12 protein-coding genes and 29 tRNA genes are annotated in these 25047 nt (G+C 61.3%); 3 read left to right on the top strand and 38 right to left on the bottom strand.

What is annotated here, in order from left to right:
• Positions 1-4: 4 nt before the first annotated feature.
• Positions 5-244 carry a hypothetical protein gene (locus LZC95_49960; protein ID WXA94531.1) on the bottom strand — a complete coding sequence of 80 codons (240 nt, stop codon included), beginning with the start codon at positions 242-244 and terminating at the stop codon, positions 5-7.
• Positions 245-433: 189 nt separating this feature from the next.
• Between LZC95_49960 and LZC95_49955 the strand changes: the two genes are divergently transcribed.
• The 3 genes from LZC95_49955 to LZC95_49945 are packed head-to-tail and all read left to right on the top strand — an operon-like array spanning position 434 to position 1298.
• The gene (locus LZC95_49955) at positions 434-616 is read left to right on the top strand and encodes a hypothetical protein (protein WXA94530.1); all 183 of its coding nucleotides are present in this window, start codon (positions 434-436) and stop codon (positions 614-616) included.
• Positions 616-1014: a hypothetical protein gene (locus tag LZC95_49950; protein WXA94529.1), complete on the top strand. Its 399-nt coding sequence runs from the start codon at positions 616-618 to the stop codon at positions 1012-1014. The genes LZC95_49955 and LZC95_49950 overlap by 1 nt, the downstream gene beginning before the upstream one ends.
• Positions 1015-1037: 23 nt before the next feature.
• Positions 1038-1298 (top strand): hypothetical protein, encoded by a 261-nt coding sequence (locus LZC95_49945; protein ID WXA94528.1) that lies wholly within the window; start codon positions 1038-1040, stop codon positions 1296-1298.
• Positions 1299-1524: 226 nt separating this feature from the next.
• Here LZC95_49945 and LZC95_49940 read toward each other — a convergent pair.
• The 37 genes from LZC95_49940 to LZC95_49760 all read right to left on the bottom strand — a co-directional run bounded on the left by LZC95_49940 (position 1525) and on the right by LZC95_49760 (position 25046).
• Positions 1525-1610: transfer RNA gene (locus LZC95_49940), tRNA-OTHER, on the bottom strand.
• Positions 1611-1702: 92 nt separating this feature from the next.
• A tRNA-Pro gene (locus LZC95_49935) sits at positions 1703-1780 on the bottom strand.
• 6 nt (positions 1781-1786) lie between these two features.
• A tRNA-Ile gene (locus LZC95_49930) sits at positions 1787-1857 on the bottom strand.
• A gap of 102 nt (positions 1858-1959) precedes the next feature.
• A tRNA-Leu gene (locus LZC95_49925) sits at positions 1960-2037 on the bottom strand.
• A gap of 1 nt (position 2038) precedes the next feature.
• A tRNA-Leu gene (locus LZC95_49920) sits at positions 2039-2116 on the bottom strand.
• A gap of 18 nt (positions 2117-2134) precedes the next feature.
• Entirely contained in the window at positions 2135-3127 is a 993-nt protein-coding gene (locus LZC95_49915; protein WXA94527.1) for a hypothetical protein, read from the bottom strand.
• 67 nt (positions 3128-3194) lie between these two features.
• Positions 3195-3269: transfer RNA gene (locus tag LZC95_49910), tRNA-Val, on the bottom strand.
• 4 nt (positions 3270-3273) lie between these two features.
• A tRNA-Pro gene (locus tag LZC95_49905) sits at positions 3274-3349 on the bottom strand.
• A gap of 120 nt (positions 3350-3469) precedes the next feature.
• Positions 3470-4009, bottom strand: coding sequence for an HNH endonuclease (locus tag LZC95_49900; protein WXA94526.1), 540 nt, complete (start codon positions 4007-4009; stop codon positions 3470-3472).
• Positions 4010-4089: 80 nt separating this feature from the next.
• Positions 4090-4173: transfer RNA gene (locus LZC95_49895), tRNA-Leu, on the bottom strand.
• A 1-nt stretch (position 4174) separates the two neighbouring features.
• Positions 4175-4252, bottom strand: a tRNA-Leu gene (locus tag LZC95_49890).
• Position 4253: 1 nt separating this feature from the next.
• A tRNA-Val gene (locus tag LZC95_49885) sits at positions 4254-4329 on the bottom strand.
• A gap of 5 nt (positions 4330-4334) precedes the next feature.
• Positions 4335-4411: transfer RNA gene (locus LZC95_49880), tRNA-Pro, on the bottom strand.
• Between the two features lie 84 nt (positions 4412-4495).
• A tRNA-Gln gene (locus tag LZC95_49875) sits at positions 4496-4567 on the bottom strand.
• Positions 4568-4644: 77 nt separating this feature from the next.
• Positions 4645-4716 (bottom strand) — tRNA-Met (locus tag LZC95_49870).
• A 160-nt stretch (positions 4717-4876) separates the two neighbouring features.
• Positions 4877-4952, bottom strand: a tRNA-Thr gene (locus tag LZC95_49865).
• Positions 4953-5164: 212 nt separating this feature from the next.
• Positions 5165-5237 (bottom strand) — tRNA-Thr (locus LZC95_49860).
• A gap of 266 nt (positions 5238-5503) precedes the next feature.
• Entirely contained in the window at positions 5504-7114 is a 1611-nt protein-coding gene (locus LZC95_49855) for a TROVE domain-containing protein (protein WXA94525.1), read from the bottom strand.
• 286 nt (positions 7115-7400) lie between these two features.
• Positions 7401-8282, bottom strand: a complete 882-nt coding sequence (locus tag LZC95_49850; GenBank protein ID WXA94524.1) for a hypothetical protein — start codon at positions 8280-8282, stop codon at positions 7401-7403.
• 54 nt (positions 8283-8336) lie between these two features.
• Positions 8337-8408 (bottom strand) — tRNA-Glu (locus LZC95_49845).
• 9 nt (positions 8409-8417) lie between these two features.
• Positions 8418-8489, bottom strand: a tRNA-Arg gene (locus LZC95_49840).
• Position 8490: 1 nt separating this feature from the next.
• Positions 8491-8562 (bottom strand) — tRNA-Cys (locus tag LZC95_49835).
• An 11-nt stretch (positions 8563-8573) separates the two neighbouring features.
• Positions 8574-8644: transfer RNA gene (locus LZC95_49830), tRNA-Gly, on the bottom strand.
• A gap of 30 nt (positions 8645-8674) precedes the next feature.
• A tRNA-Ala gene (locus LZC95_49825) sits at positions 8675-8748 on the bottom strand.
• Position 8749: 1 nt separating this feature from the next.
• Positions 8750-8820 (bottom strand) — tRNA-OTHER (locus tag LZC95_49820).
• 201 nt (positions 8821-9021) lie between these two features.
• A tRNA-Arg gene (locus tag LZC95_49815) sits at positions 9022-9095 on the bottom strand.
• A 4-nt stretch (positions 9096-9099) separates the two neighbouring features.
• Positions 9100-9171 (bottom strand) — tRNA-His (locus tag LZC95_49810).
• Positions 9172-9274: 103 nt separating this feature from the next.
• A tRNA-Glu gene (locus LZC95_49805) sits at positions 9275-9347 on the bottom strand.
• Between the two features lie 46 nt (positions 9348-9393).
• Positions 9394-9690, bottom strand: coding sequence for a hypothetical protein (locus LZC95_49800; GenBank protein ID WXA94523.1), 297 nt, complete (start codon positions 9688-9690; stop codon positions 9394-9396).
• Between the two features lie 118 nt (positions 9691-9808).
• Positions 9809-9880 (bottom strand) — tRNA-Thr (locus tag LZC95_49795).
• Positions 9881-9885: 5 nt separating this feature from the next.
• Positions 9886-9957: transfer RNA gene (locus tag LZC95_49790), tRNA-Asn, on the bottom strand.
• Between the two features lie 172 nt (positions 9958-10129).
• A tRNA-Gln gene (locus LZC95_49785) sits at positions 10130-10204 on the bottom strand.
• Between the two features lie 4 nt (positions 10205-10208).
• Positions 10209-10284 (bottom strand) — tRNA-Lys (locus tag LZC95_49780).
• Positions 10285-10313: 29 nt separating this feature from the next.
• Positions 10314-10385 (bottom strand) — tRNA-Lys (locus tag LZC95_49775).
• 1172 nt (positions 10386-11557) lie between these two features.
• Positions 11558-11959, bottom strand: coding sequence for an immunity 50 family protein (locus LZC95_49770; GenBank protein ID WXA94522.1), 402 nt, complete (start codon positions 11957-11959; stop codon positions 11558-11560).
• 2 nt (positions 11960-11961) lie between these two features.
• Positions 11962-20250 (bottom strand): hypothetical protein, encoded by an 8289-nt coding sequence (locus LZC95_49765; GenBank protein WXA94521.1) that lies wholly within the window; start codon positions 20248-20250, stop codon positions 11962-11964.
• Positions 20247-25046, bottom strand: a complete 4800-nt coding sequence (locus LZC95_49760) for a hypothetical protein (GenBank protein ID WXA94520.1) — start codon at positions 25044-25046, stop codon at positions 20247-20249. The genes LZC95_49765 and LZC95_49760 overlap by 4 nt, the downstream gene beginning before the upstream one ends.
• Position 25047 lies beyond the last annotated feature (1 nt).

The raw sequence follows: 25047 nt of genomic DNA, 5'->3' as shown, positions 1-25047 counted from the left end.
GACGTTACTCCATCACCGCGGCGTCGCCGCCGGCAAGGTCGCTCTCGCCTTCATCGACTTCGCGGCGCACGCGACCCGCCGCGTTTTCCCCGGCTGCAGCGGTTTTGGGGTCGAGATCGAGATGGTTCCAGCGGCAATGGAGCAACGCGCGGCTGAGCGCTTCGAGTTCGCCGCCCTTGCTTTCCACCGTACGACCGGCGGCGTCCATGAGCGCCTTGACGAGTTCGAGTTGGCGAGGGGTCACGATCCATCTATCGGTCTCGCTCGCTGGGACGTTGCGGGAAGAGCGAACCCTGAATCGACCCCCTTCCGGGGCGAAGGGTACGGAAATACAAGGCAAGCCGATCAATAATTCTGGCCAAAATGCCCGGGGAAGGTGCGATTTTGCGCGATGGATTTGATCCTGAACGAACGATCAGTTAGGTCCATGGGTATGCTCGATCGGAAGCACTGGCCGGCGCTGCTGGAGCGCGTCGCAAATCGCATCGCGGAGGCCGAGCGCGAGCTCGGTACCGAGAGAATGCGCGTCGAGGTCTACGACGAATCGTACGACTTGGTCATCCGGGTGCCGCGGGTGCTCGTCAACGGCTCGAAGGCCAAATTGGGCGACTGCTGATGGCTGGTCTTGGTCTCGCCATGGACGTTGCCGTGCACGCGATCCGCGATGCGGCGGCAGCGCACGAGTGCATCGCGAAAAGGCAGGGATGGCGCCTCCAGGTGGCGATCAACAGCGACAACGACTTGGCGATCGTCGTCGTCGTGCCACGGAAATCCGAGTCCGAGTGGCAGGACGTTCCGCGCCCGGCCGGCACCCCGGTCTATCTGGAGAAGTGCCCGGCCCCTGTTCAACGGCTCGGCGATGCCTTGCAGACCGCCGTCCGGAATCGCGGCCTGCACGAGAGCTGGATGCGTGTTTTTCTCCGGCTATGGCGAGGGCGCGATCTCTGGATCTACCAGGTCTGCGTCCCCGCGCCCGATGACCACGGGGCGCGACGGCTCAAGAATCACCGATAAGTCGCAGCAGAAGGAGACCCGTGATGGACAAATTTGGAGTCGGTTTCGGCCGCGTGTCCGCGGATTTGGAGCGGCGCGTGTCCGAGTTCGCCGAGCGTCACGGGGCTCGATTTGTCGTGTCTCGAACTGACCTCGCCCCGTTCTATTTTGAAGTGGACGGTAAGACCGAGCGATTGCCGGACGGCGAGTCGGTGGTGCTCGCGGCACTTCGCGCTGACGCCGACTTGTACGCCGAGCTGGATCGGCATACCGACATTTTTCACGGCGAGGAGATCGAGTTCTGAATTCGCACCGCGTCCAAAAAAACTTGGCCACCAATCAAGAAGCGGAAGTCGGGTGACTCGAACACCATGCCCCGAAGAGCACGCACCGGGTAGCGGCCGGGCTCGCGACCATTCGCGATTCAACTTCCGTGAAGCGGAAAGCAGAGGACTCGCACCCCACGCCGCGATTGCGGCGCGCACCGTTTTCGAAACGGGCTCGATCCTCGATCGATTTGCCTTCCATGGGCGGAGAGACGTGGAGTCGAACCACGCACGCGTGCGCGCGCCATCGGTTTTCAAGACCGCGTCGAGCGCCGGCTCGAACGACTCTCCGTTGCGGAAAAGGGAGGACTCGAACCCCACACCGCGGGCGCGGTGCGCATCGCCTTCCAAGCGAGCTTCGTCCCCGACGAATTCCCCTTCCATGGTCTGGGCAGCAGGATTTGAACCTGCAATCCCTCGGTTCCGGACCGAGTGCTCTAGCCAGATTGAGCCATGCCCAGATGATGTCCGCGCGCCGGGAGTCGAACCCGGACGGGATGCTTATAAGACTTCCTGATCTCACCGAGACCACGCGCGGGTCACATCGACGTGGTCGACGCGCTGGTAGGCCGTCTGCGAATCGAACGCGAGTGCAAGTCCCTTATCAGAGGACTCAGGGTGACCAACCCGTCACGGCCTATGGTACCGACCGTCCGAATCGAACGGACACTGCACGGGGTTTAAATCCGCTGCCTCCTTCCGATTGGGCTACGTCGGCGTGGTGCGAACGGCGGGATTCGAACCCGCACTGTCCTGGATTTGAAGCAGGAGCCTCCTGCCAATTGGGCTACGTTCGCGATCAATTACAATCCTTTTCACGGCCAGGTTGCTACGAGACCGGTGACGAATCCAACGGGCCCTCCCCGATGCTTGCTGGGAGCTAGGGTCGCCTTCTTTCCGAGCCGAGTACGTGCAGGAGCTATCGCGTCGTAGACGAGTTGGTCGCACGTGAACACGTCGCAATAGGCCGCGGCGACCGCGAGATGCCAGTAGTCTCTGAAGGATGAGATCAGCTTGCTCTCTCCTCGGCTACCTGGCTTTCTGGCGCGGGCAACCTGGTCAAATTTATCGTTGAAGTCTCGACGAATTCGCCAACTTGGCAAGGAGCGCGGGTCTTGATCAACGAGGTCGACGAGGGCTCCCTGGATGTCACCGTCCGGATCGATCCACGCGTTCGCCGGCGCAGCATTGCGACGAATTGCCGCATCTCGTGCACGCGCGAAGAGATCTGCCTTACGAGCGCTCTCTCGTTCATTGCTTTTCTTCTGAGCGCTCCACTTCTGCTCGCGAACCCATGCTTCGTTCTGCTGAATCGCTCGGAGCATCGTACGTACCTCGTTGTCTTCCTGTTCGAAGAGTTCTTCTCCGGCAGGCGACGAAATACTGCCCGGTTCGCGGAACGCGCGAATCGAGTCGGCCACGGACGTTCTCGAGAAAACGCCTGTTGGCGATAATGCGAATGGGATGACTTCTGTCTGCGGCGTCGCGCCCGCCGCGACTGCCGTCCAGTAATCTTCCTCCTCGGTCATCACTTCAAGCATCGGACGTACCCAGACGGTTGTAATTCCGTCCAGCCATTCAGCCAACGCATCGGCTAATCCGTGGTCGGCCCAACGGGCGATCTCCGCAATGTGCGCGATAGAAAAGCAAAGATTGGCCTCGCGCGCCAAGCGTTCCATCCACGCCAACAGAGGACGATAGGCCGCGTCAGCTCGCGGCGGAACGGTGACAGCGCGGAAGGCGTCTGAGACCGTGCTCTGGTCCAGGTAGAAAGTCACTTTACTTGCATCGTAGGCACGAGGGGGCATGGGGAACTCGGAATAGGGTCGACGGAGGTGGCCTTCGTGTCAATCGAACTGGGAAATTCGAGAGGGGTGGTACGGGGCGAGGGAATCGGACCCTCCTGGATCTGCTTGTAAGGCAGGTGCTCTCCCAGAGAGCGAGCCCCGCAAGATGGTCAGCGCGGCAGGATTCGAACCTGCGCTCCCCGGCTCCCCGAGCCGGTGCTTTCGCCGCTAAGCTACGCGCTGAAGTGGCCCGTTTTTCGTCTGGGCCCGGAGCCGCGCAGGGCGCGCGCGGAGCACGCCGAGGGAACTCCAAGACGTCGAGTGCTACCGCGTGGCGGCAGCCCGATCGAGCGAATCGTCACGTCACGCCACGTCCGCGTGGTGCTCGCCGCCCGCGAAGGAGCAGTAGTTCCTCCACATCGAAGGAACATCCTTCTCCGACACAAGCACGGGCGCGAATGGCAACGAGGCCGGCTTGAACGGCTTGCGGAGCAGCGTCATGCCTGCCTCCTCGGGCAAGCGGCCGCCCTTTCGATCGTTGCACGCGTAGCACGAGGTCACGATGTTCTCCCATACGGTCTTGCCGCCGCGAACGCGCGGCACGACGTGGTCGTAGTTGAGGGCGTTCATCGCCTTGCGCGCGCCGCAGTACTGGCAGCGAAAGCCGTCGCGGGTGAAGACGTTCACGCGCGAGAAGCGGACCTTGCGCTTCTTCGACACGCTACCCTTGGTGAGACGGACGACGGCGGGCGTGCGGATGGTGATCGACGGCGCGGCGATTGGGTCGTCGTACTCCTCGAGGACCTCGACCTTGCCGAGGTAGAAGAGGACGACGGCGCGCTGCCAGGAGATCACTCGGTGCGGGGCCATCCAGGGAGTCAGCATCAAGGTTCGTGTCGACATGGGCTTTACCTCTTTCGTCTCTTGCGTGTTCGCATGGCAAACGTCTCCTTCGTGCGCTCGAGGCGCGGACTGAAAAACGGTGTCACCGGGGGGACTCGAACCCCCATACGCCGTGGGCGCGCAGGTTCTCAGCCTGCCGTGTATACCTATTCCACCACGGTGACATGGTACCGACGGTCCGATTCGAACGGACACTGGACGCGTTCTAAGCGCGTTGCCTCCTGCCAATTGGGCTACGTCGGCATGGTGCGGGGTGCGAGGATCGAACTCGCCACCTTCTGCTTGTCGAGCAGACGCGATCGCCAGATCGCTTTCCCCGCAACGATGGTCTGAGTGGCAGGAATCGAACCTGCAACCGCTCGGTCCCAAACCGAGGACTCTTCCTAATTGAGCTACACCCAGATAACTGAATTGGTCCTCGAGCGCGATGCGGACGCGTTCGTGGACCCCCGTGGACGAGCGCAACGGGATGCTGCGCTCGTCCGGTTCCGAGGGAAGGACTCGAACCTCCATCTCGCGATTCAAAGTCGCGGGTCCTTGCCGTTGGACGACCTCGGATCGTTCGTCGCTGCGGACGGAATCGAACCGTCCCGGCCGAGCTTATGAAGCTCGCCTTCCTCCAAGGATCGCAGCGGACGCGGAGGCGTGACTCGCACACGCGACCTCTTGCTTATGAGGCAAGCGAGCTGCTTCTGCTCTACTCCGCAAAAAGAAAAGGGCCGGCAAAAGGATGAGAAGACGTTAGCTTACCGAAAAGGTGTAGTCCTCTCGGGCATCCGGCCGAGATGAAAAGGCGACAACGGGAGCGAGGATATGTGCCTTTCGGCACCGATTAACAGTCGGTGTAATCCTCGCAAGCATTCGCCTTGGAGCCGTCTGCGGGAGTTGCACCCGCCGGGGCCTCTTTACAAGAGAGGTGCCCGACTACCCGGGCGGAGGCGGCAAAAGCAGCGACAAGAGAAGGGAGACATAAGCTCTGCCATTGAGCTACGGTCTCACCGAGATGAGGCCGGCGGGATTCGAACCCGCATCCTATCGTTACGAGCGATGTAGTCCCCCAGGCATTCGCTGCGGAGCGGGACCGGGAATCGCACCCGAATTTCGAGGCTGGCGACCTCGCGTTCTACTCTTGAACCATCACCGCCAATCGAAAAGAGCCGTCCGAGGGAATTGCACCCTCCGTCTTCTCATTACCAATGAGGTGCCCCGCTATCTGGGCCTCGACGGCAAGTGCGGCGACAAGCGGAGCGGCGACATTCTCCGATGTCCGACTGCTGGACGACGCCAAAGGGCGGCGGGAATTGCACCCGCGTTCTCGGATGTGCATGTAGTCGCCACGGCATTCGCCGCGGTGGGTAGCCTCGGAATCGAACCGGGCGAGCCAAAAGACGCGTGGGTTACAACCACGCCTGCCTCCATAGCAGTCTAGCTACCCGTAGAAAGTGCGCCGGAGCGCGAAGCCACCACGAGATCGACTCGGTGCGGCCCGCGCCCCTACGCGAGCGAAACGCTCTTGATCGCGCCGACCCAGTGCTCGGCCGCGAGCTCGCCCTTCGCAAAGGTGGAGATCACGTCGAAGACGGAGTCGGAGACCCCCCCGACGTTGAGCACGTCATCGCGATCGTGCATCTGTGTCGAGGCGTACGGCTGGATATCGATGAGGACGAGCCGCGCCTTCGGGTTGCGACGGCGAAACGCGTCCCACTCCTCGGACATGACGGTGGCCCGCCCGCTCACGCGCGACAAGAAGCCGAGGTGGCTGCTCGGGCGCCGCGAGAAGTCGGCCCAGGACATGTTGTCCGAGATGTAGATGACGAGATCTCCCGCCGCGCGCCGCTCGTTCAAGTGGCGGAGCGGTGCGCTGCACGCCGTGCCGCCGCTGGGGAGGTTCGCGAGGAAGTCCGCGTTCGTCATCACGGAATCCAGCGGGTTGAGACGCCGCGGCATCGGCACGACGTCGTCGGAGAACGGGATGACCTCCGCGGAGGTGTTCTTCCGCAGGAATGCGGCCGAGACGAGTGCCGCGATGTCGATGCACCGAACCGCGGACGTCGCCCCCTTCCGGAAGCCGGTTGCGGCGCTCTGCATCGAGCCCGAGACGTCGGGGCAGAGGAAAATCTTCCCCGGCACCGTCGGCACGTTCTCGATGGCGATCTCCATCGCCTCTTGCAAGGCCATGACGACCGCGGACGGCATCTCCGAGCTCGCCGCCTTGAAGGCCGCGAGCAACTGGAACGGGAACACCCGCGCGCGCCGCACGAGCTCCGGGTCGCGAAGCTTGGCGGCGACGAACGAGACCATACTCTCGTCTCGGAAGACACCGTGGCGAAGCAGCGTGTTCAGGTTCATGCGAAGCTGCGTCCACGACATGCGCCGAGCGATGGCCATCCAGCGGTCCGTGTCCAGGTCGAGTGCGGTGAGCATCTCGAACGGAACGTCGGGGAGCTCTCCGCCGTTCTTCTTGAACGACTCGAACGCCTGCACGGAAGCGGGGAGCTTCTCGTGCGCCACGTCCTTGCCAATCAAGTATCCGTAGAAAGCCTCGCGAGCGACGTCGGCCTGACCGTCGGCGTTCTTCGGCGACGGCCGGACCATCTTGATGACGTCGGCGATGGAGGGCGCAGAGCCGAGCGACTGCCGGAAGATGGCCTCCGGCGTGCGGCTCGAGAACCACGCGCGAGCGAGGCGCTTCGGCGCCGAACCGAAGGACTTACGACCGACGGTGCCGGAGCGCACGATCTGGACGAAGTTGCGGAGCATCTTGCCGCTGTCGATGACGCGCGGAAAGACGGACGCGAGGAGGCGCACGTCCTTGGCCGCGAGGTAGGCGGTCAAGAAAGCCGGCATGTCCTTCATGAGCCCCTTCTCGCGCGTGTAGACTGCGAGCTGCGCGACGAAGCGCGGGTCGACCTGGCCCACGAGCTCGAGCACCTTCGCGAGCTGCTCGTCGGCCTGCGCGTAGAAGGTGTGGTTGAACGTGCCCGTCGCCGCGTACTGCGCGAGCGCGTGCTCGGCGGAGAACGCGTACCCTCGGCCGCCGGCCTCGTTGGTCGTGTTGGCCGGCGTCGACGTCGATGCCGATGCAAAAAGTGCCTTGTGTGCCATGATTGCGTTTCTCCTCTCCGAGCGTGTGAACGTGAAATGCGCGGGCGGTGGCTCGCGGCCGTCGGCGCGTCGGTTGTCGTGATGAGCAGCGTCCCCGCGCGGAGTCGAACCGCGCCATCGAGCTTCGGAGGCTCGAGTCGGCATCCAGCCGAACGAGGACGAAGGGCCTCCCCGCCAGGAATCGAACCTGGACAATCAGTTTCGTAGACTGAAGCTCGGATCCACCGAGACGAGGAGAGACTCTCGGACATTTGTCCGAGACAAGAAGTTCGACGGAGCTCGAGCCCTAAATCCGAGCGTCCAAGATCTCTCGAGCCCACTCGAGCGGTCGCAGGACACGAGGGAGGGTCACCCTGACGCTATTCGCTCGTCGGATAATGCCGTCATCTGCCGTCACTAAAATATCGGCATACGCCGAGTCCTGAAAATAAATACTGTCGTAAAGGTCTCCGGGGTCATCGTTCTTGAAACCGTTTCCTATCTCCCGCAGACGAGCCGCGTGGTAAGCGCGCGCATACCATAGGCTGACGAAGGCGCGAGGTGTCGGCCACGACGCGGGATTCTTCGGAAGGGTATAGTACCGAGGACTTCTCCGCATTTCGTAGAGCGTCCATTCGTCGATGACCGACTGAGGGTCTTCTTCCCACCCGATAAATTCGTTTGCCCATTGCCCTCCAAGTGATTCAAAATGTTTTAGTCTTGCTTGTTCTGCCGACGCGAATACCTTTTTACGATCGCGAGCCTGAGCGGCAATCTCGTCGAGCGCGTCGTGCTTGCCGTTTAGAAAGGCGTCGCAAATCCATCGCACCTTCCGGTCGTTCGACCTGTAGAAGATCGGCTCGCCGGCTTTGCCGCGGGCATCTCGTTCGAGTGCGAATCGTAGCTTCAAGCCGTCTTGGTCCAGAGGCAGCATGAGCCTTCCGCGGCACGTCTTGAAGAGAAAGTCGGCGGCCTGCTTGAAGCGATCGCGGTTCTTGCCACCCTTCGCGAAATAGATGCCTGCTACTTCACCGAGAATGGCGAGATTGAGAATCACGACCGCGCGGCCAGAGTCAACCAGCTCGTTCATTCGCGATACAATGGCGAAGCGCATTGGTTCGTCGATCGCTTCCAATTGTCCGAAAAGGTGGTTGACGGCTGAATTGTCAAACATGACGAACTGCGACATGCTGTACTCCTCCTTGCCCTTATTCTAGCAGCGGTAGCCGCGTTCTGGTCGTCGTGTTCCCAGCGGGAATCGAACCCGCGTTGCCGGATTGAGAGCCTGGCGTCCTTGCCGCTAGACGATGGGAACGTCGATGAGCACCCCACCCCGGATTCGAACCGGGACCGAATCGCTTAGAAGGCGATCGCCCTTCCATTGGACGAGTGGGGCGTGGAGAGCCGAGAGGGAGTCGCACCCTCGCGCACCGGGTTGCAGCCGGCGATCCTCGCTGGAGAATCGGCTCGAAAGAAACAGAGCGGACAGCGGGGATCGAACCCGCATCGGCAGCTTGGAAGGCTGTGGTCCTACCGTTGAACGATGTCCGCGATCTCCTGCACGCCGCGCGCGCGACAGGATGGTGGAGCTGGCGAGATTCGAACTCGCGTTGCCCGGGTGCAAACCGGGAGTTCTGCCACTGAACTACAACCCCGCAGGTCGGGACGGAATCGAACCGCCTCTCCGGGATTTGGAATCTCGGCTGGCCACCTTGGCTCTCCGACCTAAGAAACGGCGACAAGAATGCGAAGAGAAAGCCCTCCACGGGCCAGCCCGTGAGCTTTTCAATGGCGGGCTGAATTGTGATCGAAACAATGTACTCCTCACGGCATTCGCCGAGCGCCTCGTACGGGAATCGAACCCGTCTCACTCCGTAGACAGCGGAGCTGCGACGCCAGTCGCATCACGAGGCGAAAGAAACCGAGTCGCGTCCCGGCAGGAGTCGAACCTGCGTCACGCCGGCTTAGGAGACCGGGGCCTATCCGCTCGGCCACGAGGACAACGGTGTGACGTACGGGGATCGAACCCGTCTCCACTGATTCACAGTCAGCCCTCGTCACCAGGCGAGTAACGTCACCATGACGGCGCGCACGCGCGCGCGGTGGGCTGTCGCGGGCTTGCATCACGTTCTTCCGGGCTTCAACCGGACGCTATCCTTCGACCAGCTCACAGCCCGTGAGCACCCTCGGCGGGATTCGAACCCGGCGTCACCCGATTGAAAGCCGGGCGTCCTGACCTTTAGACGACGAGGGCATACGCGCGTGGGCGCGCGTGAGATTCAATCAAATCGTTAGAGATATCATTTTGGCTCACCCTTGGTTGCGACCAGCCGTGCGCTTTCGAGCGCCCGGGACACGGCCATTGCATTCGAGATGCCGCGGCTGATCGCGTCTCCGGGCGACCTGGTGAGAAGGCCGGGGACCTTGTACGCGGCGAGCCCTTGGCGCTGAAGGCGTTCATGAAGTTCGGAGAGGAGCTGAATCGTCCCCTTGATATCCGCGAGCACCATCAGATGCTCGTCCCGCAACCTGTGTTCGATCGCGCGCAACAACTTTTCTTCAACAGGTGCATTTGAGGTCGTGGTGTCGTCATCCATGCCCGCGTCCGGTGCAAGCACTGCTCCAAGCGCCGATCGCGACGAAATGGACGACGATCCTCTCGACTGGCGCCGGGTCGCTATGATTCAGGAATCACGGTCGGCCGAGCGCGCGCAGAGCCCTCGTCCGGAATCGAACCGGATCCCCCTGATTACGAAACAGGTGCTCGACCATTCGAGCCGCGAGGGCGTGGGCTCCAGCGGAAGGAATCGAACCTTCACGTGCCGGCTTAACAGGCCGGTGCCCTACCATTAGGCGACGCTGGAATGATGGGCGGCTCCGCAGACCCAGCGACGCTGGACGCGCGGAGCCGCGCATTCGTTGATTGGTGCCAAGTTTTCAAGGAACAGTGCCCTCGTGGGGCGCGCGTCACCCTTCGTCGCGCTCGTTCCGAACGCGGATCTCCTGCAACGAAGGAAAGCCTCGATGTCGAAGCCTTGGTTTCGGGCGCAGGATTCGAACCTGCGTTTCCGCGTTCAGAGCGCGGCGTCCTGCCAGCTAGACGATCCCGAATCGATGGTGGGTCCGGAGGGACTCGAACCCTCGCATTCACCGCTTAAGAGGCGGGTGCGCTGCCGCTGCGCTACGGACCCGTGCTCGCCGTCGACGAGCGACGACGAAGTGGGACGCAAGGGACTCGAACCCTCATCTCTCGGCTTAAAAGGCCGGTGCCCTACCGTTGAGCGAACGTCCCTCGGATTTTCTGCTGCCGCTTGCGTTTCATTGGTCTCTCCGTTCTCCAAATGCGTCAAAGGCCACCGAAGGAGCGTCCCTCGGCGGCCTTCGTGGCTGCACGTGAGATCGTTCCCGAACTGCTACAGATCGTCCTTCCGTTGCCCGCACTCCTGACCGGCGCTCGCGTGCAATGGGCGCACGTTCCCCGGCGTCTTCGACAAGTCGAAGGATAGAATGGTGGTATTGAAAGTCGGATACATTGATTGATTCATGGAAAAGTATCGCGTTTGATTTCGCGTTTGATGCCTCCGCTCGGGTTCGCGGTTCTTGCAGTCCAACGGATGGATCGTGGCTCGGTCGAGGGCGCGCGGTTCCCGGAGTCAGCCGGGAGCTTTGGAAGGCCCGCTCCGGGAGCCCCGCGCTCGTGAGCCCGACGAAGGGCCACAAACGCCGAAGGCCGCCTGGGTTTCCCTAGGCGGCCTTCCGAGAGCGCGTGAACGACTCTGGAACTTCCGCCTAGGGCTGGACCTCCGGGTTTGCCAAACGGATCGCCGTGCGATCCAGGAGATCGAGGCCCTTTTTTCCTTCGATTGGGCTGAAGCAGCCCACGCCCTGATGGACGCACCCCTGCCACGTCGCTTCGGGCGACGAGCTGGCAGCTGATTGATAGGGGCGTCGGGTTATCATGGCGTTTGAAGGGCGGCCTCTTGGCTGAGCTTTCTTCCTCGGGCTTGCTGGGTTGGGCGCCGCAGGAGCGGCTACCATTCAGATCTTTGGTTCTTATGAGGCTCTTTCTTGCATCGGTCAAGAAAAAATCTGACGACTCAAATAAAAAAGAACGTCGGTTGCGTCACGAGCAGAGTCGCTGGGCGACTGGGCTACAGCGTGGGTTGGGGAACCACGGAGGGCTGGCAGACGCGTATCGAGGACGTTGCAAGATCGACCTGCAGGTAGATGGAAAGGACTATTTCGTAGATGCCGTCGACATATCCGTCGAAAAGGGCGGCGTGTCCCGTACGGGGGCCGTCGTGCGGCATTGGCGTCCACAAGGATTCGGCGAGTTCGCCCAACTGGGCGCTATCGAGTCAATTCCCTGGGTAGCGCCTGACGGCGCAGGAAATTACGAATCCTCATCCGCAGGAGTGGACTTGGAGATCAAGATGCTGGCGCCCTTCCTATGCAACGACTCGATTACAGATTGCTTACACCGATATCCTGATATGCAGATATTCCGTCCGCAGTAAGATGGTCGACGGCAGCTCTCATATACAGTTCACGACCTTGAGCCGTTAGCAGTATTCCTTTAGAATGAGGGCTAAAATCGAAGTCCACGATATTATTGGATGACCAGCCGCGCAGCTCGAGCTCCCGAACTCCGACTGCAAGCAGTCGCACCTGAACTCTGTTTGCCCGCGCTTGAATCCATTTTGATGGTGGCTCACACGGAAAGTCGTTAAGATCGAAACGAATGAGCACCCGTGGACCATCTTGGTGAAACGTGAGTTCGTGAAGCCTCACCCCCCGAAGGATAGGCGCCGCCGGAAACAGCTTGCGGAGAAATTCACTTTGGCCAATCGAATCAATCCAGTCCATGGCTAGAATTCCAAGTTGAACAGGTAGTGGTCAAGCGTACCAGGTACGTGACCCGTTCGCGTGTTCTCGATTGGCCGAACGTTGAAGTGGGCCCCTTGGTCGCCCACGCCACCCTCGCCAAATTGGTGTCCGGCTGAGTGATCTTGGATGACGACTTTGGAGCCGTCAGGACGCGTATAAGTGTATTCACGTGTCATGATGGGCTGCTTGCTTGCATTCAAAATTCTGTTCCCGTCACGATCGGTCATGGGAATGCGCTTAACCGCGTCCGGTTGCTGGGCTCGGGGTAGGCCTAGGTCCTTCTTCGCTTGATTAAAGGCTCCGCTGCGGCTCGGCAGGTCAGATGGGTTGATGCCCGGGCAATCATTGTTGTGTGACCAAATCCGGCTGTCAAGCACCCGGTACGCATGCTCACGTCCGACTTCGAGGTTAAAGACGGGACGATTTCCGGGCGCGGCGTCGACGAGCCGAACGGTTACATCTCCGGCGTCGCTCCGGAGGCGCGCTCCGGGCGCGAGGTCCGCGGCGCGAACCCATCCTTGTCCCCGCACGTAGAGGCGATGGCCCGGCGTAAGCTCGACCGTCTCTGAGGTCTCCTCGAATGTGAGTCGCAGCAATTCGCTTGCGACATGGCTCACGGTCATGAGCACAAGGCAGCCGTGGCCCGCCTTTTCCGCGGGCGCCGGAGCCACGCTAATAACGGTCGCGAAACCGGAGACATCCATTTCTGGGAAGTCGACCCAGATCGTTCCGTGCCCACCAAGCTTGGCGAACCAGTCCGAAGGGCGCAGCAACTCGATGTTCAAGAGATCCCACGGGCTGCGCGGGTTCGGCATCTGCAGGCGAACGTGTACCCAGTCCGCCTCGACATGATCGGCCTCGCATGCAGTATTGCCTGCTTCCACGCGGTCGCCGACCCGAAGGTCTTCAATCGCAACAAGGCCGGTTTCTGTAGCCACTGGAGTCCCAGCTACAAAGCAGACCCCAGGGCCGCCGCACCCTCCTGGGGGGCACGCCATCGGCTCGTGAAAATTCTCTTTTGTAATTTCCCCCGCAACTACCTTCTCGGTTGGCAGCGGCCCGCCCCGTGTACCGACGCCGGTGCCTGGAGTCTCGGGGGCTCCCCCAGTGGCCGGTACGCGCGGGGCGGCGCGCGACGCTGCGTACTGTAGTCCCGCACTGACACCGTAACCAGCCAGCGCAATCATGCCACCCATCGCGGCCTCCCTGCCGATCGCGTTTCCATTGAGCGAATCGCTCACGGACTCGCCATGGTACGCAGCGTGGGTAGCGCGGTATGAGATACTATTGACGGCGCTTCCGACCACGCCGCTCGTGACGGCACCCAATGCCGCGCCCTCCGCAGTTGCCGCAGCCCCGGCCCCGAACAGTCCGACGACCGCCGCGCCTGCCGCAACACCAGCCGCACCGCCCAGGGCGGCGGACCCAGTCGCAATCAAGACATCGCCCACATCGACCCGGCGCGAATCGAAGCTCTCCGTCCCATTCGCGGTGCCTTCCATGTACGCGGTGATGGCTCCCGCCAGCAGCGCGCCGATGACGATGACGGCGCAAACGATCTCGCAGGTTCCGTTTGGGTCCACCGATGCGAACGTGCGACCGTGCACGTAGGCGTAGAGGTTCGGATCGGCCTTCAATTCATGAATGGCCATTGGATCGACGCTAATCCATCTACCTAGCGCCGGTGCGTAGTATCGTTGACCAAAGTAGGTAAGTCCCAGTTCGATATCGTCCTCTTTGCCCGTAAACCGGTAGTCCTCCCTGAACGCGTTCCAGCGGGCGGGCCGATAATCACTTTCTGCGGCTCCGTAGGCCTGATACGTGGCCGCTTCGACGAGTTCACTCGTCTCGCGATCGATCACGATGCCGGTCGAACCGAGCGTCTGCGCCAGTTCCAAAAAAACGTGCTGCCGCGATCCGCTCACGGTGGGGGCAGACGCCTCGGCATAAACGACACGCGCAAGGCGGCCACTTGGGCCGAAGAGATAGGGAACCTCGGTGGTGGCATCGAGCTCGTAGTCGTCACCGGTCCAGGTAGAACGTCGTAACTCCAATGACGAGAACACGTAGATGGCGTGGCGCTCGGCGCCATTCGACTCGACACTCGTCTTGCGCACGCGGGCTCCCGATGCATCGTAGGCAAAGTGGAGCGTCGCATCGGGTGTGCGCGAGGGAGGAGCACCCGTGAGCAGGGACGGTTGGCCAGCGCGCTCTGCTCCCGTCAGGTCCCAGCGCCATGCGTGAGCAAGACGGCCAACCTCGTCCCACTCGTAGCCAAATCGTTGGCCGCACAACGCGCTGGAGGGCATGCAAGGGCCATCGCGCAGCACGATGAGCGTCGTGAGGTTTCCAGCGTCGTCGTAGGCCGCATCAAGGTCTCCCGCCAGTGCGCCGCCTGCGTCGCGATTCGATGCGTGACGCAATTGGTATGGGCCGTTTTCAGCCGTCCCATGAGTTTGCGTTCCTAGTGAGCGGTCATAGAAGCCGGATGCATCATCCTTGCTCTGGACGACGTTCCCCAGCCAATCGTAGCTATATTGCTCGTTCTTGATGCGCGAGGGAAACGCAACGAAGGGCATCGGACGGGTGCGCTCCGTCGATTTGGCCTCGGCCTCGAACGGGGGAGTCCACGCATCGTTGCCGGAGGCATACGAGACCGAAACGACGCGGTAGAGATCGTCGTAGGTCATCGTTCTCGAAATTGGCTTCGCCCCCGACGGCCATTCATCTGCAACACGGTCATCCCGAATCTCGACCGGATTGTCGGCTTCGTCGTAACGGAGCGTACGGTCCTCCAGGATCTTCTGCAATGTCGACGGCCCTGGCCCAGGAGGCTGATAGGAGCCAATGGGCGAAGTCCAGATCGAAGCCGGGCCACGGTACGTTTGCACGCTCTGCACGCGCATGCGCCCGTCGTAAATCCATTCCGTCTTCGTGCCGGCACGATCCCCATAGTCGAGCTCTAGCGGATGGCCTTCGGCGTCGAGGACCGCTTTCGTGAGCAGTGGGCCATAGCTGCTTCCAACAGCCTTCACCCGTCCGCCGAGCGAGTAGTCCACGCTCACCATGCTGTCGCCGCTGGTCCCCAGGAGATCCGTCGAGCGGGCTCCGGTCGATGAGACGATCGCACGATCCGCTTCGTCGAAGATACTGGTCGTGGCGTACCACCGCGGCGCATAGCGACTCGAAAGTTCAGCGCTAGCCGTGCCCGGTTTGGCGACCTGACGCGCGGAACATATCACGCGCCCACGGGCGTCGAACGAGGCGACACTGACGTCGGCCAGCGAGAACGACGCGGTCAAGCGTCCGAGACGGAAGCCGACGCCTGCCCCATTGCCACATGCGGCATCGCTTCCCGCGGTGCTTGCGACGGGCGCGTCGTAGACGTTGAAAGCTTCCGCCCCATCCCCGGTTACCGGGTCCACCGCCGAATACGCCGGCTGATTCTCGAGGCATGGCGAATAATCTTCGGCGATTCGCCTTCCAGCCGTGTCGTAGATGAAATTCGCACCGCATCCACGAGGATCGCTCGTACCAACGAGCTGGCCCGCGTCATCATACGCGTAGCGCCACGCCTTGATAAAACTTGGATCAGTATTTGGATCGCTACTGAAATTCCGTGAGGCGTTCGGATCCACGTTCAGAACGCGACGCCCCATCGTATCGTATCGCATCCAGCGAACCACGGGAGGGTCCGACGCCCCAACGCGCATGCGGGTGATCTTCGTAGGCTCACCGGACGGCAGATACTCGGTGAGCGTTTCGCGGGCTTCAAGATTCGACCCTGCGTGAATCCGCTCCGTCGAGACGCGAACGCGACCGTGACCATCGCGTGCAATCGAACTGAAGGTGCCAGCGTGCGGACCTTGAGCGAGGTCGGCCCCATCCCAAAGGTCTTCGCTCAAGGCATGGTGCACCGTACGCAATCGCGGAGATCCATCGGGAGCGTATGCCAACACCACGTGCCCGAACGCATCGTAGCGTTCGCGCGCAATACCCGTGCTCGGGACGGTGCCAACTGGGAAGGAGGTCGGCACTCCGGACCAGAACGAAGGACGATAGAGCCCCGCTACGGCGCCCTTCGTGTCGTATTTCGTGAACCCAGATGCAATCCAATCTCCACCATCGCCAGCCGATGGATCTGCCTGGGCTAGAGAAATCATCGTCCGTCCCATGCCGTCGACGAAGTCCCACTGCTCTTCGAGACGAGGGGACGAACTCGTTCCCGTCTGGGTCTGGGTGCGCACGAGTGCATAAGGTCTCGTACGCGGATCCGCAGGCAAGTCGTACTCGTAGACGACCGCTGGAGTCGTTTGCGCTGCGCCCGTCGCAGGATCGGCCCTGTATTGAGCCTGCGTGCGCCCGAAAGCGTCGTATGTGGCCCGTTGTTCGTCGTGATTCGGCCCCGTCAGGGTGACCATCTTGGCCAGTGCGCGGTCGTATTGGGCGGTGGAGGCGAGAGCCACCGGGCCGCAGCCCGATGTACCGGAGACGCCGGCGAAGGTCGTCTGTGTGACGACAAGCTGCCCGTACGCTTCGTCGGTCGTCAATGTCTCACACCGACCACCTGCAGCGGTGGTTTTCACGATATTGCCAAGAGGATCGTAGGCGGTCGCCCCGATCTGGACTGTGCCATCGACCGACGCGGTCATCGGAGGTGGCGCCACGGCCGCACCACTTTGGTGAAAGCGGTCCAACGGCAAGCTGCCTGAAAGAGCCGCTGCACGGCTCGTAGCTCGCCCAAATGAATCGTAAGCTACGGCGGTATGATCGCGACGCTCCGTCGGCGCGCTCGAACCCACCACGAAAGTGTTCGTCGTGCGCCACAGCCAACCTGAGTCATCACCCGGAACGCGCGCGGAGATCATCTCCGTGGTAATCGCTTCGTCCGCTGCACCGCATCCGTCGACACACCCATCATCACGTGTGCGGGTGGGGTTGCCATGCGCGTCCGACCACGACTCGCGCTCCAACGTGACGCGCCCAGCCGTCGAACGGAGCGTCAAGGCACGCGTCGTATCTTGAATAATGCCCCCGCTTGAGGGAGAACCATCCGATAGCGGGGGCGCAAGCTCCAGCTCGACATCCGTTGTCGTGACGTTCGCGGTCGCAGGAGTGAACGCGGCCGTGTCATAGAGATATGTATTCTTACGGCTGACGAAAGCATACCGCACGGCGCGGCCATCGAGCCCCGTGTAGAGGTGCCGAAGACGGTACGTCGTGTGCTCCGTGGACTGGTAGACGCCACCGTCATCGAAGATCTCGGTAACGACCGGAAGTCCTTTCAATGCCTCACGGGGGTTGTCCCGCCAGCGCGCGTCGTCGGAACAGCGGCCGGCGATCCCTTCCTCCGTGCACTCACCCGCCAGAAAAGTGGACTGTGTGGTCGATGAGGGACTGTTTGCATCCCCGACTTTTCGTTCGGTCGCGGTTTTGAATCCGCGAAACTCGCGCTGGCGGCCGTCGTATACAGGGTCGCGATACGTATACTCGGTTACGTAGGCACCAGGCGTGCGCCCGACCCGATCCAGGTTGTCGCGCATCGTCATGCGCTTGACGACATGGCTCACAGTCGGGCTCGTTTGCGACCACGGAGCCCCGGCCTTGAGCGCTGCAAGCATCTCGGCAGTGGACGTCGAGTACTCGATGCTCGTGGTCTTCCCAAGTCCGTTGTCCACGCTCGTGAGCAGCCAGGGGCGCGAGCCACCGAGCAAGTCGATATACCGATAGTGATACGCATCCGGCCAAACGACGTCGGCGGTTCCGGAACCGTTGATGTCGACCATACGCGATTGGACTTGGGACGTAGGTGGTGCCGACACGAAGCGAGCGCCAGACCAAGACACGCCGTCCATGTTCAGCCAGACCGTCACACCGTCATGCGCAGAGTAAATGACATCCGATAGACCATCTCCATTGACATCTGACATCTGAAACAAAGCGTCATCGGCCCCTGGTAAGAGAGGGCTGTTGCTCATCGCAACGAGACGGTCCTCTCCGAGAAAGCCATCCCGGCAATTCGAGAGGTCACCCGTGCCCCACGTACCATCCCCCCGCCCAGGCCAATAGATGACGTTCCCATTGCGGACACGAACGATGTCCACGAGCCCGTCGCCGTTGGCGTCCGCGGTCTTTACGTCGCTCTGATCGAAAAATACCGGACCGCCACTGAACGGCGCGCAGGCCGTCACTGGAGCCGCCGAAAGCTGCGCCGTCGCGGACCCGGTTGATGACCCCGACCCGAATCGACCATCACCACCGGGCAGACGACTCAGCGAAAAAAACGTTTGCAACTGCGTAGTGCCCGAAACGACGAAATCGACGAAGCCATCGTTATTGGCGTCGACGATCCGCACCTGCCCGCGCTGATTGGAAAAGTCGATGGTCGGGTCGAGTACCGTGTTTCGAGCGACTTCGCGCCCGGCCCAGGCAAAGGCACTGCCAGCGCGCACCGGCTTGAAGACGACCGGCGTCTGGCGTACGGCCAAGTGCACTAGATTACCAATACCGTCCCCGTCCAAGTCGAGCGGTAGCACATTTGGGTTATTGAAACTAAGCGTGGCGGAATCAATTCCCGAAGTGGGTGAGACGGAAAGGGGGGTGACCGGTCCAAACGTATCTGCTTTTCCCGACGTACCCTGAATATAAACTGCGTGGCGCCCCTGGTGCAGAACGGCCTCCGTATCGAGCACGTCGGGAAGGGCGTCGGCATTCACGTCGTAAAAATCGACGAACGCGTTATCGAAACCTGCGGCCGGGCTGTCATTGACAGCTCGAACGGTGTCATCGAATCCTTCGAAGCCTGATGGATCGGTAGGAACCGGCGTCCCGTCACCGCGCTGAGCGTGCGAGTACGAGAGCGTGACCGGAGGAAGCATCGGGCAAGACGACGGCGGAAGGACGCCGTCAGCGCCTTCGGATGGGGCGCCATCCTCCGTATCTGCGCACCGCCCCTCGACCTGTACACGCGTCAAAAGAGACGCGTGGTAGCCTGGGTCATAAGCAAGTCTGTATCGACGGAGTTGGTGTCGCGGCGCGGATAGCGCATTCGCAAAGGGCTTACTCGCCACGTCGATGCGCGAAAGGCGCAAGCCTTGACGTACCTCCCAACCACGGCGGAAGTTGCTCAGCCCGTCGGGACGCGACGTCCAGTCGAGGTGGGCATGATGTGCGAATGCGGCAAGTGGCGCTGCGGGATTGGTGGCAGGCGGGGTGTCGTAAATATCCGAAGGATAGGCAATGCCACCGTCGTGGAGATATCGATAGGCGACCACATTGAACGGCCGCGGCTGCGCCTGGGCAGCCGCATTCGTCTCGCCCGCCGTATCGTAGGCGCGTGCGATATTCCAGCGGAAAACCCGCGAACCGCCATCCGTTTCGAGTGCGTTCCGGTCGCCACTCCCATCGAGCGGCACTCCGAGTTCCATCGAGGTGCCGTTCTTGTCCTGAACCCTCCATGTCAATCGATCGGGAGACCAAAAAAACCGCTGGAAGCTCCCTTCGATTCGGGTCCGGAAATACTGCCAGCCCCCGGCCCATACTGGCATGACCTCATCCGGGAGCTTGCCACTGCATGCACCACCGGCTCCCACAAGGCAAATCGGCACCAGCTCGGCACCATTGAACGTGAACGAGTCTTGGGAAGGGGTCCAGCCGCCGCCAGCGACTGGATCTAGATAGCGGGGTGGCGAATGGTCTGTTTGCCTTGCGATGAACGGCGTCCCGAGGTTCCAGCCGATGCCCAACACCCCCGAGCCGGCGCCGCTCGAGTAGCTGAGGACGAGGTGCGGCTGCACGGCTCCGCGGGCGGTGGGCAGCTCGATCGCGAGCCCGTATGACGCGGTTCCCGTAGAAAGCTGGGCACTGAAGCTCTCGCCCATACCCTGCGTCGTTCCGGCACCCGAGGGAAGCGACAAACCAGAGGCGCCGCCTCCGGCACCGTTGCCGCCTCCACCCCCTCCGGTATCGCTTCCCGTCGCCCCAGCAGCCATAGCCGCGGTGGGGGCGCTCGTCTTCTCTCTTTCTGGGGGGCTCGCATTCGATTCTGCCGTTGCCGCTCCCCCTTCCCCTGAACCACGCTCCGGTGCCGCTCGAACCGGAGCCTCGGCCGGCTCCGCCCGGGCCGGCGTCGCGGCCGACTCGCCTACTTCTTGCGCCGCAGCGGAAAGAGGGTAGGCGAGCGTGGCGAGATACGAGACCGCCGTCGCGAAGGCGACCGGCGCGGCGCGCCTTCGACTTTGCAGCTGGTTCAGAATACCGCGACGAATCATTGTTTGACCCAATATCCAGTTTCTGTGAGGAGCTGTATCGACTTGAGACGATCAAGGCGCACTTCGGGCGGTACGTTGAATTCGAGGGTGTACGCTCCGCCGAGAGGCTGCTGATCGAACTCTTGCCGCGCAACCGCGGTTGCGCCTGGTTTTGCCCAGCCATTCGTGACCGGATCGAACCATTGATTGGCGAGCGCCTTTGCGGCCTCGATCCGCCCGGAAGGGACCCCGAGCAGCCGCCATTGCTGGTCGAAGTCCGTAACCCACGCTGGTCCGACCAGACCGAGGTCGTAGGGAATGTATGGCTTGCTCGAACAATCGACCGGATCCGCGGCAAACGTACAATCCACAACTCCCTGCCCAACGAAGTTGGCAGCGAGTCGCTTCCACCGCACGTTGTGACGCGCCACGTATGGTGGATTCACGATCTCGCCGTTCAGTCGTCCCCAAGGATCCAGTGAGAACGTCAATCGTGCTCGGGCGGGAGGGCCGCCATTGCAGACACTCATCAACGAGCCCACCGCCGGTACTTGGCTGGTTGCCGGGTGCGTGATCCACTTGCCACTATCCTTGCAGTAGAATGCCCATGGCCGTGCTCCGTCTGCTAGTACGGAAACCGTCTGACCATCGACGGTCACCGACTGGTGAACATCGGGTCCGGTGAGTGTCACCACGTCCGCATCTGTCGAGACCGACGCGGTAGGGCGCGAAACGGCGTATCCGTCCACGAAGCGTGTGAGATTCTGAACGTAGTCCACCAGCGCGTTCGCGTAGATCGTTGGCGAACCGCTGTTCGCCCGTGACGAAAGGCCAACTGCCGCCGGAGCATTGAGATCGTACTGATACACGTCATCCGCCCACGTCGCCGGGGCCGCGACAAATCTTTCGTCCGAGCGCATGCTGGAGAGGTCGACCAAGTAGCGCGCCTCGACCGCACGCCGCGCGGTCGTTGCATACCGCCGGGCACTCTCCAACAACGCTTGTGCGCGCCACATATCCAAAGAATGATAACGTCTGGATGTCCCGAATCGTGTGGGAAGATTGTCGATGGACAGCGACGCTTCGAGATTTGCTTTTGCCTTTGCAAGCCTCGTATCTTCGAGCGTCTTCAGAATTTCTGCGTTCGACAAGTTGAATGCGCCGGTGGCATCGAGAACCGCCGTCGTTGCAGACGCCACCCACGCCTCGGCCTCGAGGACGACCTCTGCGTGCTTCGCCTTGGCGACCGGAAGCTGCCTGGTCGCCTCGTTGCAAGCGCGCATTTGAGCGTGCAGAGGCCCGGGATTCCACGAACCGTCCTTCTTGTGATGAACGATGTATTTGTACCACCCCTCTCCCGCGTCGAATATGTCGTACGAACCGCCATTGGTCTGGTAGCTCCAGCACGCGTCACGTGCTCGTTGCATGGCTTCTTTGCTGCATTCGGCCGCTTTTGCTCCCTCCACCGCAGCAAGTTCGGCGTAGGCGGTAGCCACCGCGGCGTCTCTTGCTGCAGCGCCGCTCTTCCCATCCTCTATCGCGCGCTCTAGCTTTTTGTAGGCTGTCCATTCATTGATCAGATCCCGTTGCAGCGCGCCTCCTGCATAGTCGAGAAATGCCGGCACCGAGTTGTCTGCCGAACGATCGAGCATTGCTCGAGCAACTACCGCCTGTCTCGGAAGTGTCCTGTTGATGTTATCGACCAGCTCTTGACACATCGGAGTAGAATTATCGCAGGTAATGTTCGGACGAAGATTGTCCTTCACCACCGTACTCGTGTCACAATTTGGATTCGCATCTCCGCACAAGGCTCTTTGCTCGAACGAGTCAATCTGCTGCGCTTTCTTTTGCGCACTCTGCAAAGTAGCGTCGTCCTCTCGCTCACGGAGGAGCTGTTCGACTGCCGACTTTACGGCAACGGTTGCCTCATCCGCCGCCGTACGGGCACTGGACAGATAGTACGCAATTGCATTTGGGGCATTGGTGGTCGCGTACAGACTCGGATCGACGGGCGGCACCCAATCCGTCGGATAAGCGAATCCATCATATGCAGGCTTCGACCAATCGAACGCATTCGTTGCCCATGCCTGTGCCGCAAGCGAGCCGAGAGTGCCGCCATACGGGAGCGTTTGCGCGTCGCTCGGATGATAGATGAACGACTGATGCGTTTCGTCGATGGGACGCAGACGTCCGTCGACCGTGAGGCCAACCCGACGTGCGAGCAGTCGATACTGCGTGCCGGTTTGCCCTGGAGCGGTACGCGTCAAAAAGAACGTATAATAGGCGTGGGGCCCATATGGCCCCTGGCCCATTCGACCCGGATCGGTCGCCAAACCCGTTGCGGGATCTACCGCCGGAAGCGCGATCACGTAGGTGCGTTTAATCGTGCCGTTGGGAAGCGTGGCGGTGGACGGTGCGGTAGCCGTACCGACGGCCTCGTTCACGAGATAGTCAACCTGCGTCTTTCCATCGAACGCTCTAAAGTTGGCATCGAGCGCTGCCGTCGCCTCCACGCCCGTGGAGCGGACCGCGAGGAGCTTCACATCCCCCGTTGAATAGAAGGTGTCATCCGGGCTAGCCTTGGTCGTCACCTCCCAAAAAACCTTGTTTCCGTCGCCCGAGGAAACTTGAGCACGCGTTGGGCACGATGTCGTTGTGTGCGTCAGCTGTGGGCAATATCGCCACTCGTCCACCATCGTAACTTGCGGTTGAATTGCAAACCCGAGCTTACCTACAGCTCCGTCAACGAGGTCCAATCCCTTCTGAGCGTCACTGAAGTACGTATCTTTGAGTGCATTGGATGCCACCGCCGAAGAAGCCCTGAGGATATCCGACGTGGAGCTCAATGCACTCATCGCGCCAGGAGTTATCGCCACAAGACTGTTACTGTACTCGTATTGCTCGAACCATTCGTCGACCGGACCAGTGGCCCAATTCCAATAGGGTGCCCAGGCCGTGAAGAATGGTGCGCGGTCCTCAAGCAAGGGGCTGTGTACTTGAAAATTCTTGTCGAGGTGATACCAGGCACCTGTCGCGTTGGGAATGCGTGCTTGAAGTGCAGCGCCCGTCAAGGTTTCGTGCCTGCCGGTAACATGCATTGCACCCTCGACTTCGCGCATCCATGCTGGGCCACCTCCCTTGTCAGCCAAGAGAATCCAGTACGCAAGCGTGTCCGGTATTTGTCTTCGACTGATCGTTTCGGAGAGGAGCGAGACCAATGTTTTTGCGTGTGTCGGGGTGACGCCGTGTCGTTTGAAGAGGAGCGACTGTTCGAACTGACTTGGAGAGACGATTCGCGTATCGTTCGGCAAGATTACGCAAGTCGGATTGCCTGCTTTGATACAATCCTGGGTCCAAATCCAGGCCTCGATGTCACGATAAAGTTGATCGGCGCTAGGCTCGACGTCGACACGACGGAAAGGAACCGACATCGTGTGCGGACTGACCGTCATCGTGTAATCGACACTTCGCTCTTTGAACAAAAGAGCGTCGGCGCTGCGGGCGAGCCCCAGCAGCACACCTACTCGTGGGTCGGAAGCGTCCGTCTTCGCGTAGTAGCTAGCCATGCCGAAGGGCGGCAACTCGTTCGGCCAATTCAGTATGTTGTCGGTAACCCATTCCGATTCCCATGGAACCTCGCGTTTGCCGGTCAGATGCCTTACTATGCTTGCGTCGGCGTCCGGCAACGTCAGGTCGATTTCTCCCCCAGCGTTCGAAGGGGACAGGGGATTGTTCCCGTACATCAAGGCAAGGAGTCGCTGGCGCCACGACCCGCTTCCCCAGTCTTCTTCAGGCGAACTGCTCGCATGGCCACCTCGTGGTAGTCGAGCGGAGGCCGTGCGCATGAGGAGGTGGGCCTCTTCGGTCGTTGCTTCCACGTGAAGCTTGATGGCCGCCGCGAAGCCTGCCCCCATCGATCGGAGAGACGCGTCTCCGCTGGCGTGCTTACCCCACGACAGAAAGATCGGAAAGACCTGGTAATCATCATGAATTGTATTCTCGGGTCGGTCGTCCGTGTTGCTAAGAGCTCGCCCGATTCTCGCATACGAGAGCATCGCGAGCTGCGCGCGCGTGCGTGTGATCTCGAGAAGCTGTCGTTGCTCCTCGGCCGAAAGCAACAGGCTGTCTGAGGTCGTGATGTACTCGCGCAGCCGTTCCGCCATACAAAGATTCACACTCGCTGTGTCAACGTAGCGCTGAGCGCGTCGCACGGTCGACGCAAGCAGTTCAGGTGAGTCAGCCTTCACATCCGTAAATGTGTTCGGACTTGGAAGTCTTGGCGCCGGAGACGAAGCAATCACATTGGGATAAAAGCGCACTGCCGTCGGAAGGTGGGTGTCCGGATCGACGTTGCAAGCAGGTGTCTCCCGCTGCTTCGCCCATAGTTTGACCGCAGGGCAAAAATCGGGCGTGCACCCCACGATGGTGAGCGGTGCAGTCGGAGGGGGACTCGCGCTCGGACACGACGCGCTGTAGATCCTTCCCGCGAGGTAGTCCTGGTATGGGTCCTGGGCATTGTCAGCACCGCTATCAATCGCCGAGGCGCATTGCGCCCACGCGTCCGCCGCGAATAGGTCGACGGTCGTGCCATCCCATTGTGCTACGGGCCGCTGAGCGCCGTCGAGAACCGGCTGCGAGCCCGAAAATCGGATGGGCATTGGAATGGCCACCGTACTCGACCCCAGCTCCGCTGCGAGCTGAGACGAAAACGGCGAACTTTCGCTTTCGGAGTTGGTGTCATGCGCGCCGCACGCCGCCATGAGAGAGCACGCAATCGACCATATGAAGAGTTGAATCGACGATTGACGGAAGTTCATG

It is taken from the genome of Sorangiineae bacterium MSr12523, from assembly GCA_037157775.1.
Classification (GTDB): domain Bacteria; phylum Myxococcota_A; class Polyangia; order Polyangiales; family Polyangiaceae; genus Pendulispora; species Pendulispora brunnea.
This window is presented reverse-complemented; position numbering and strand designations above follow the sequence as displayed.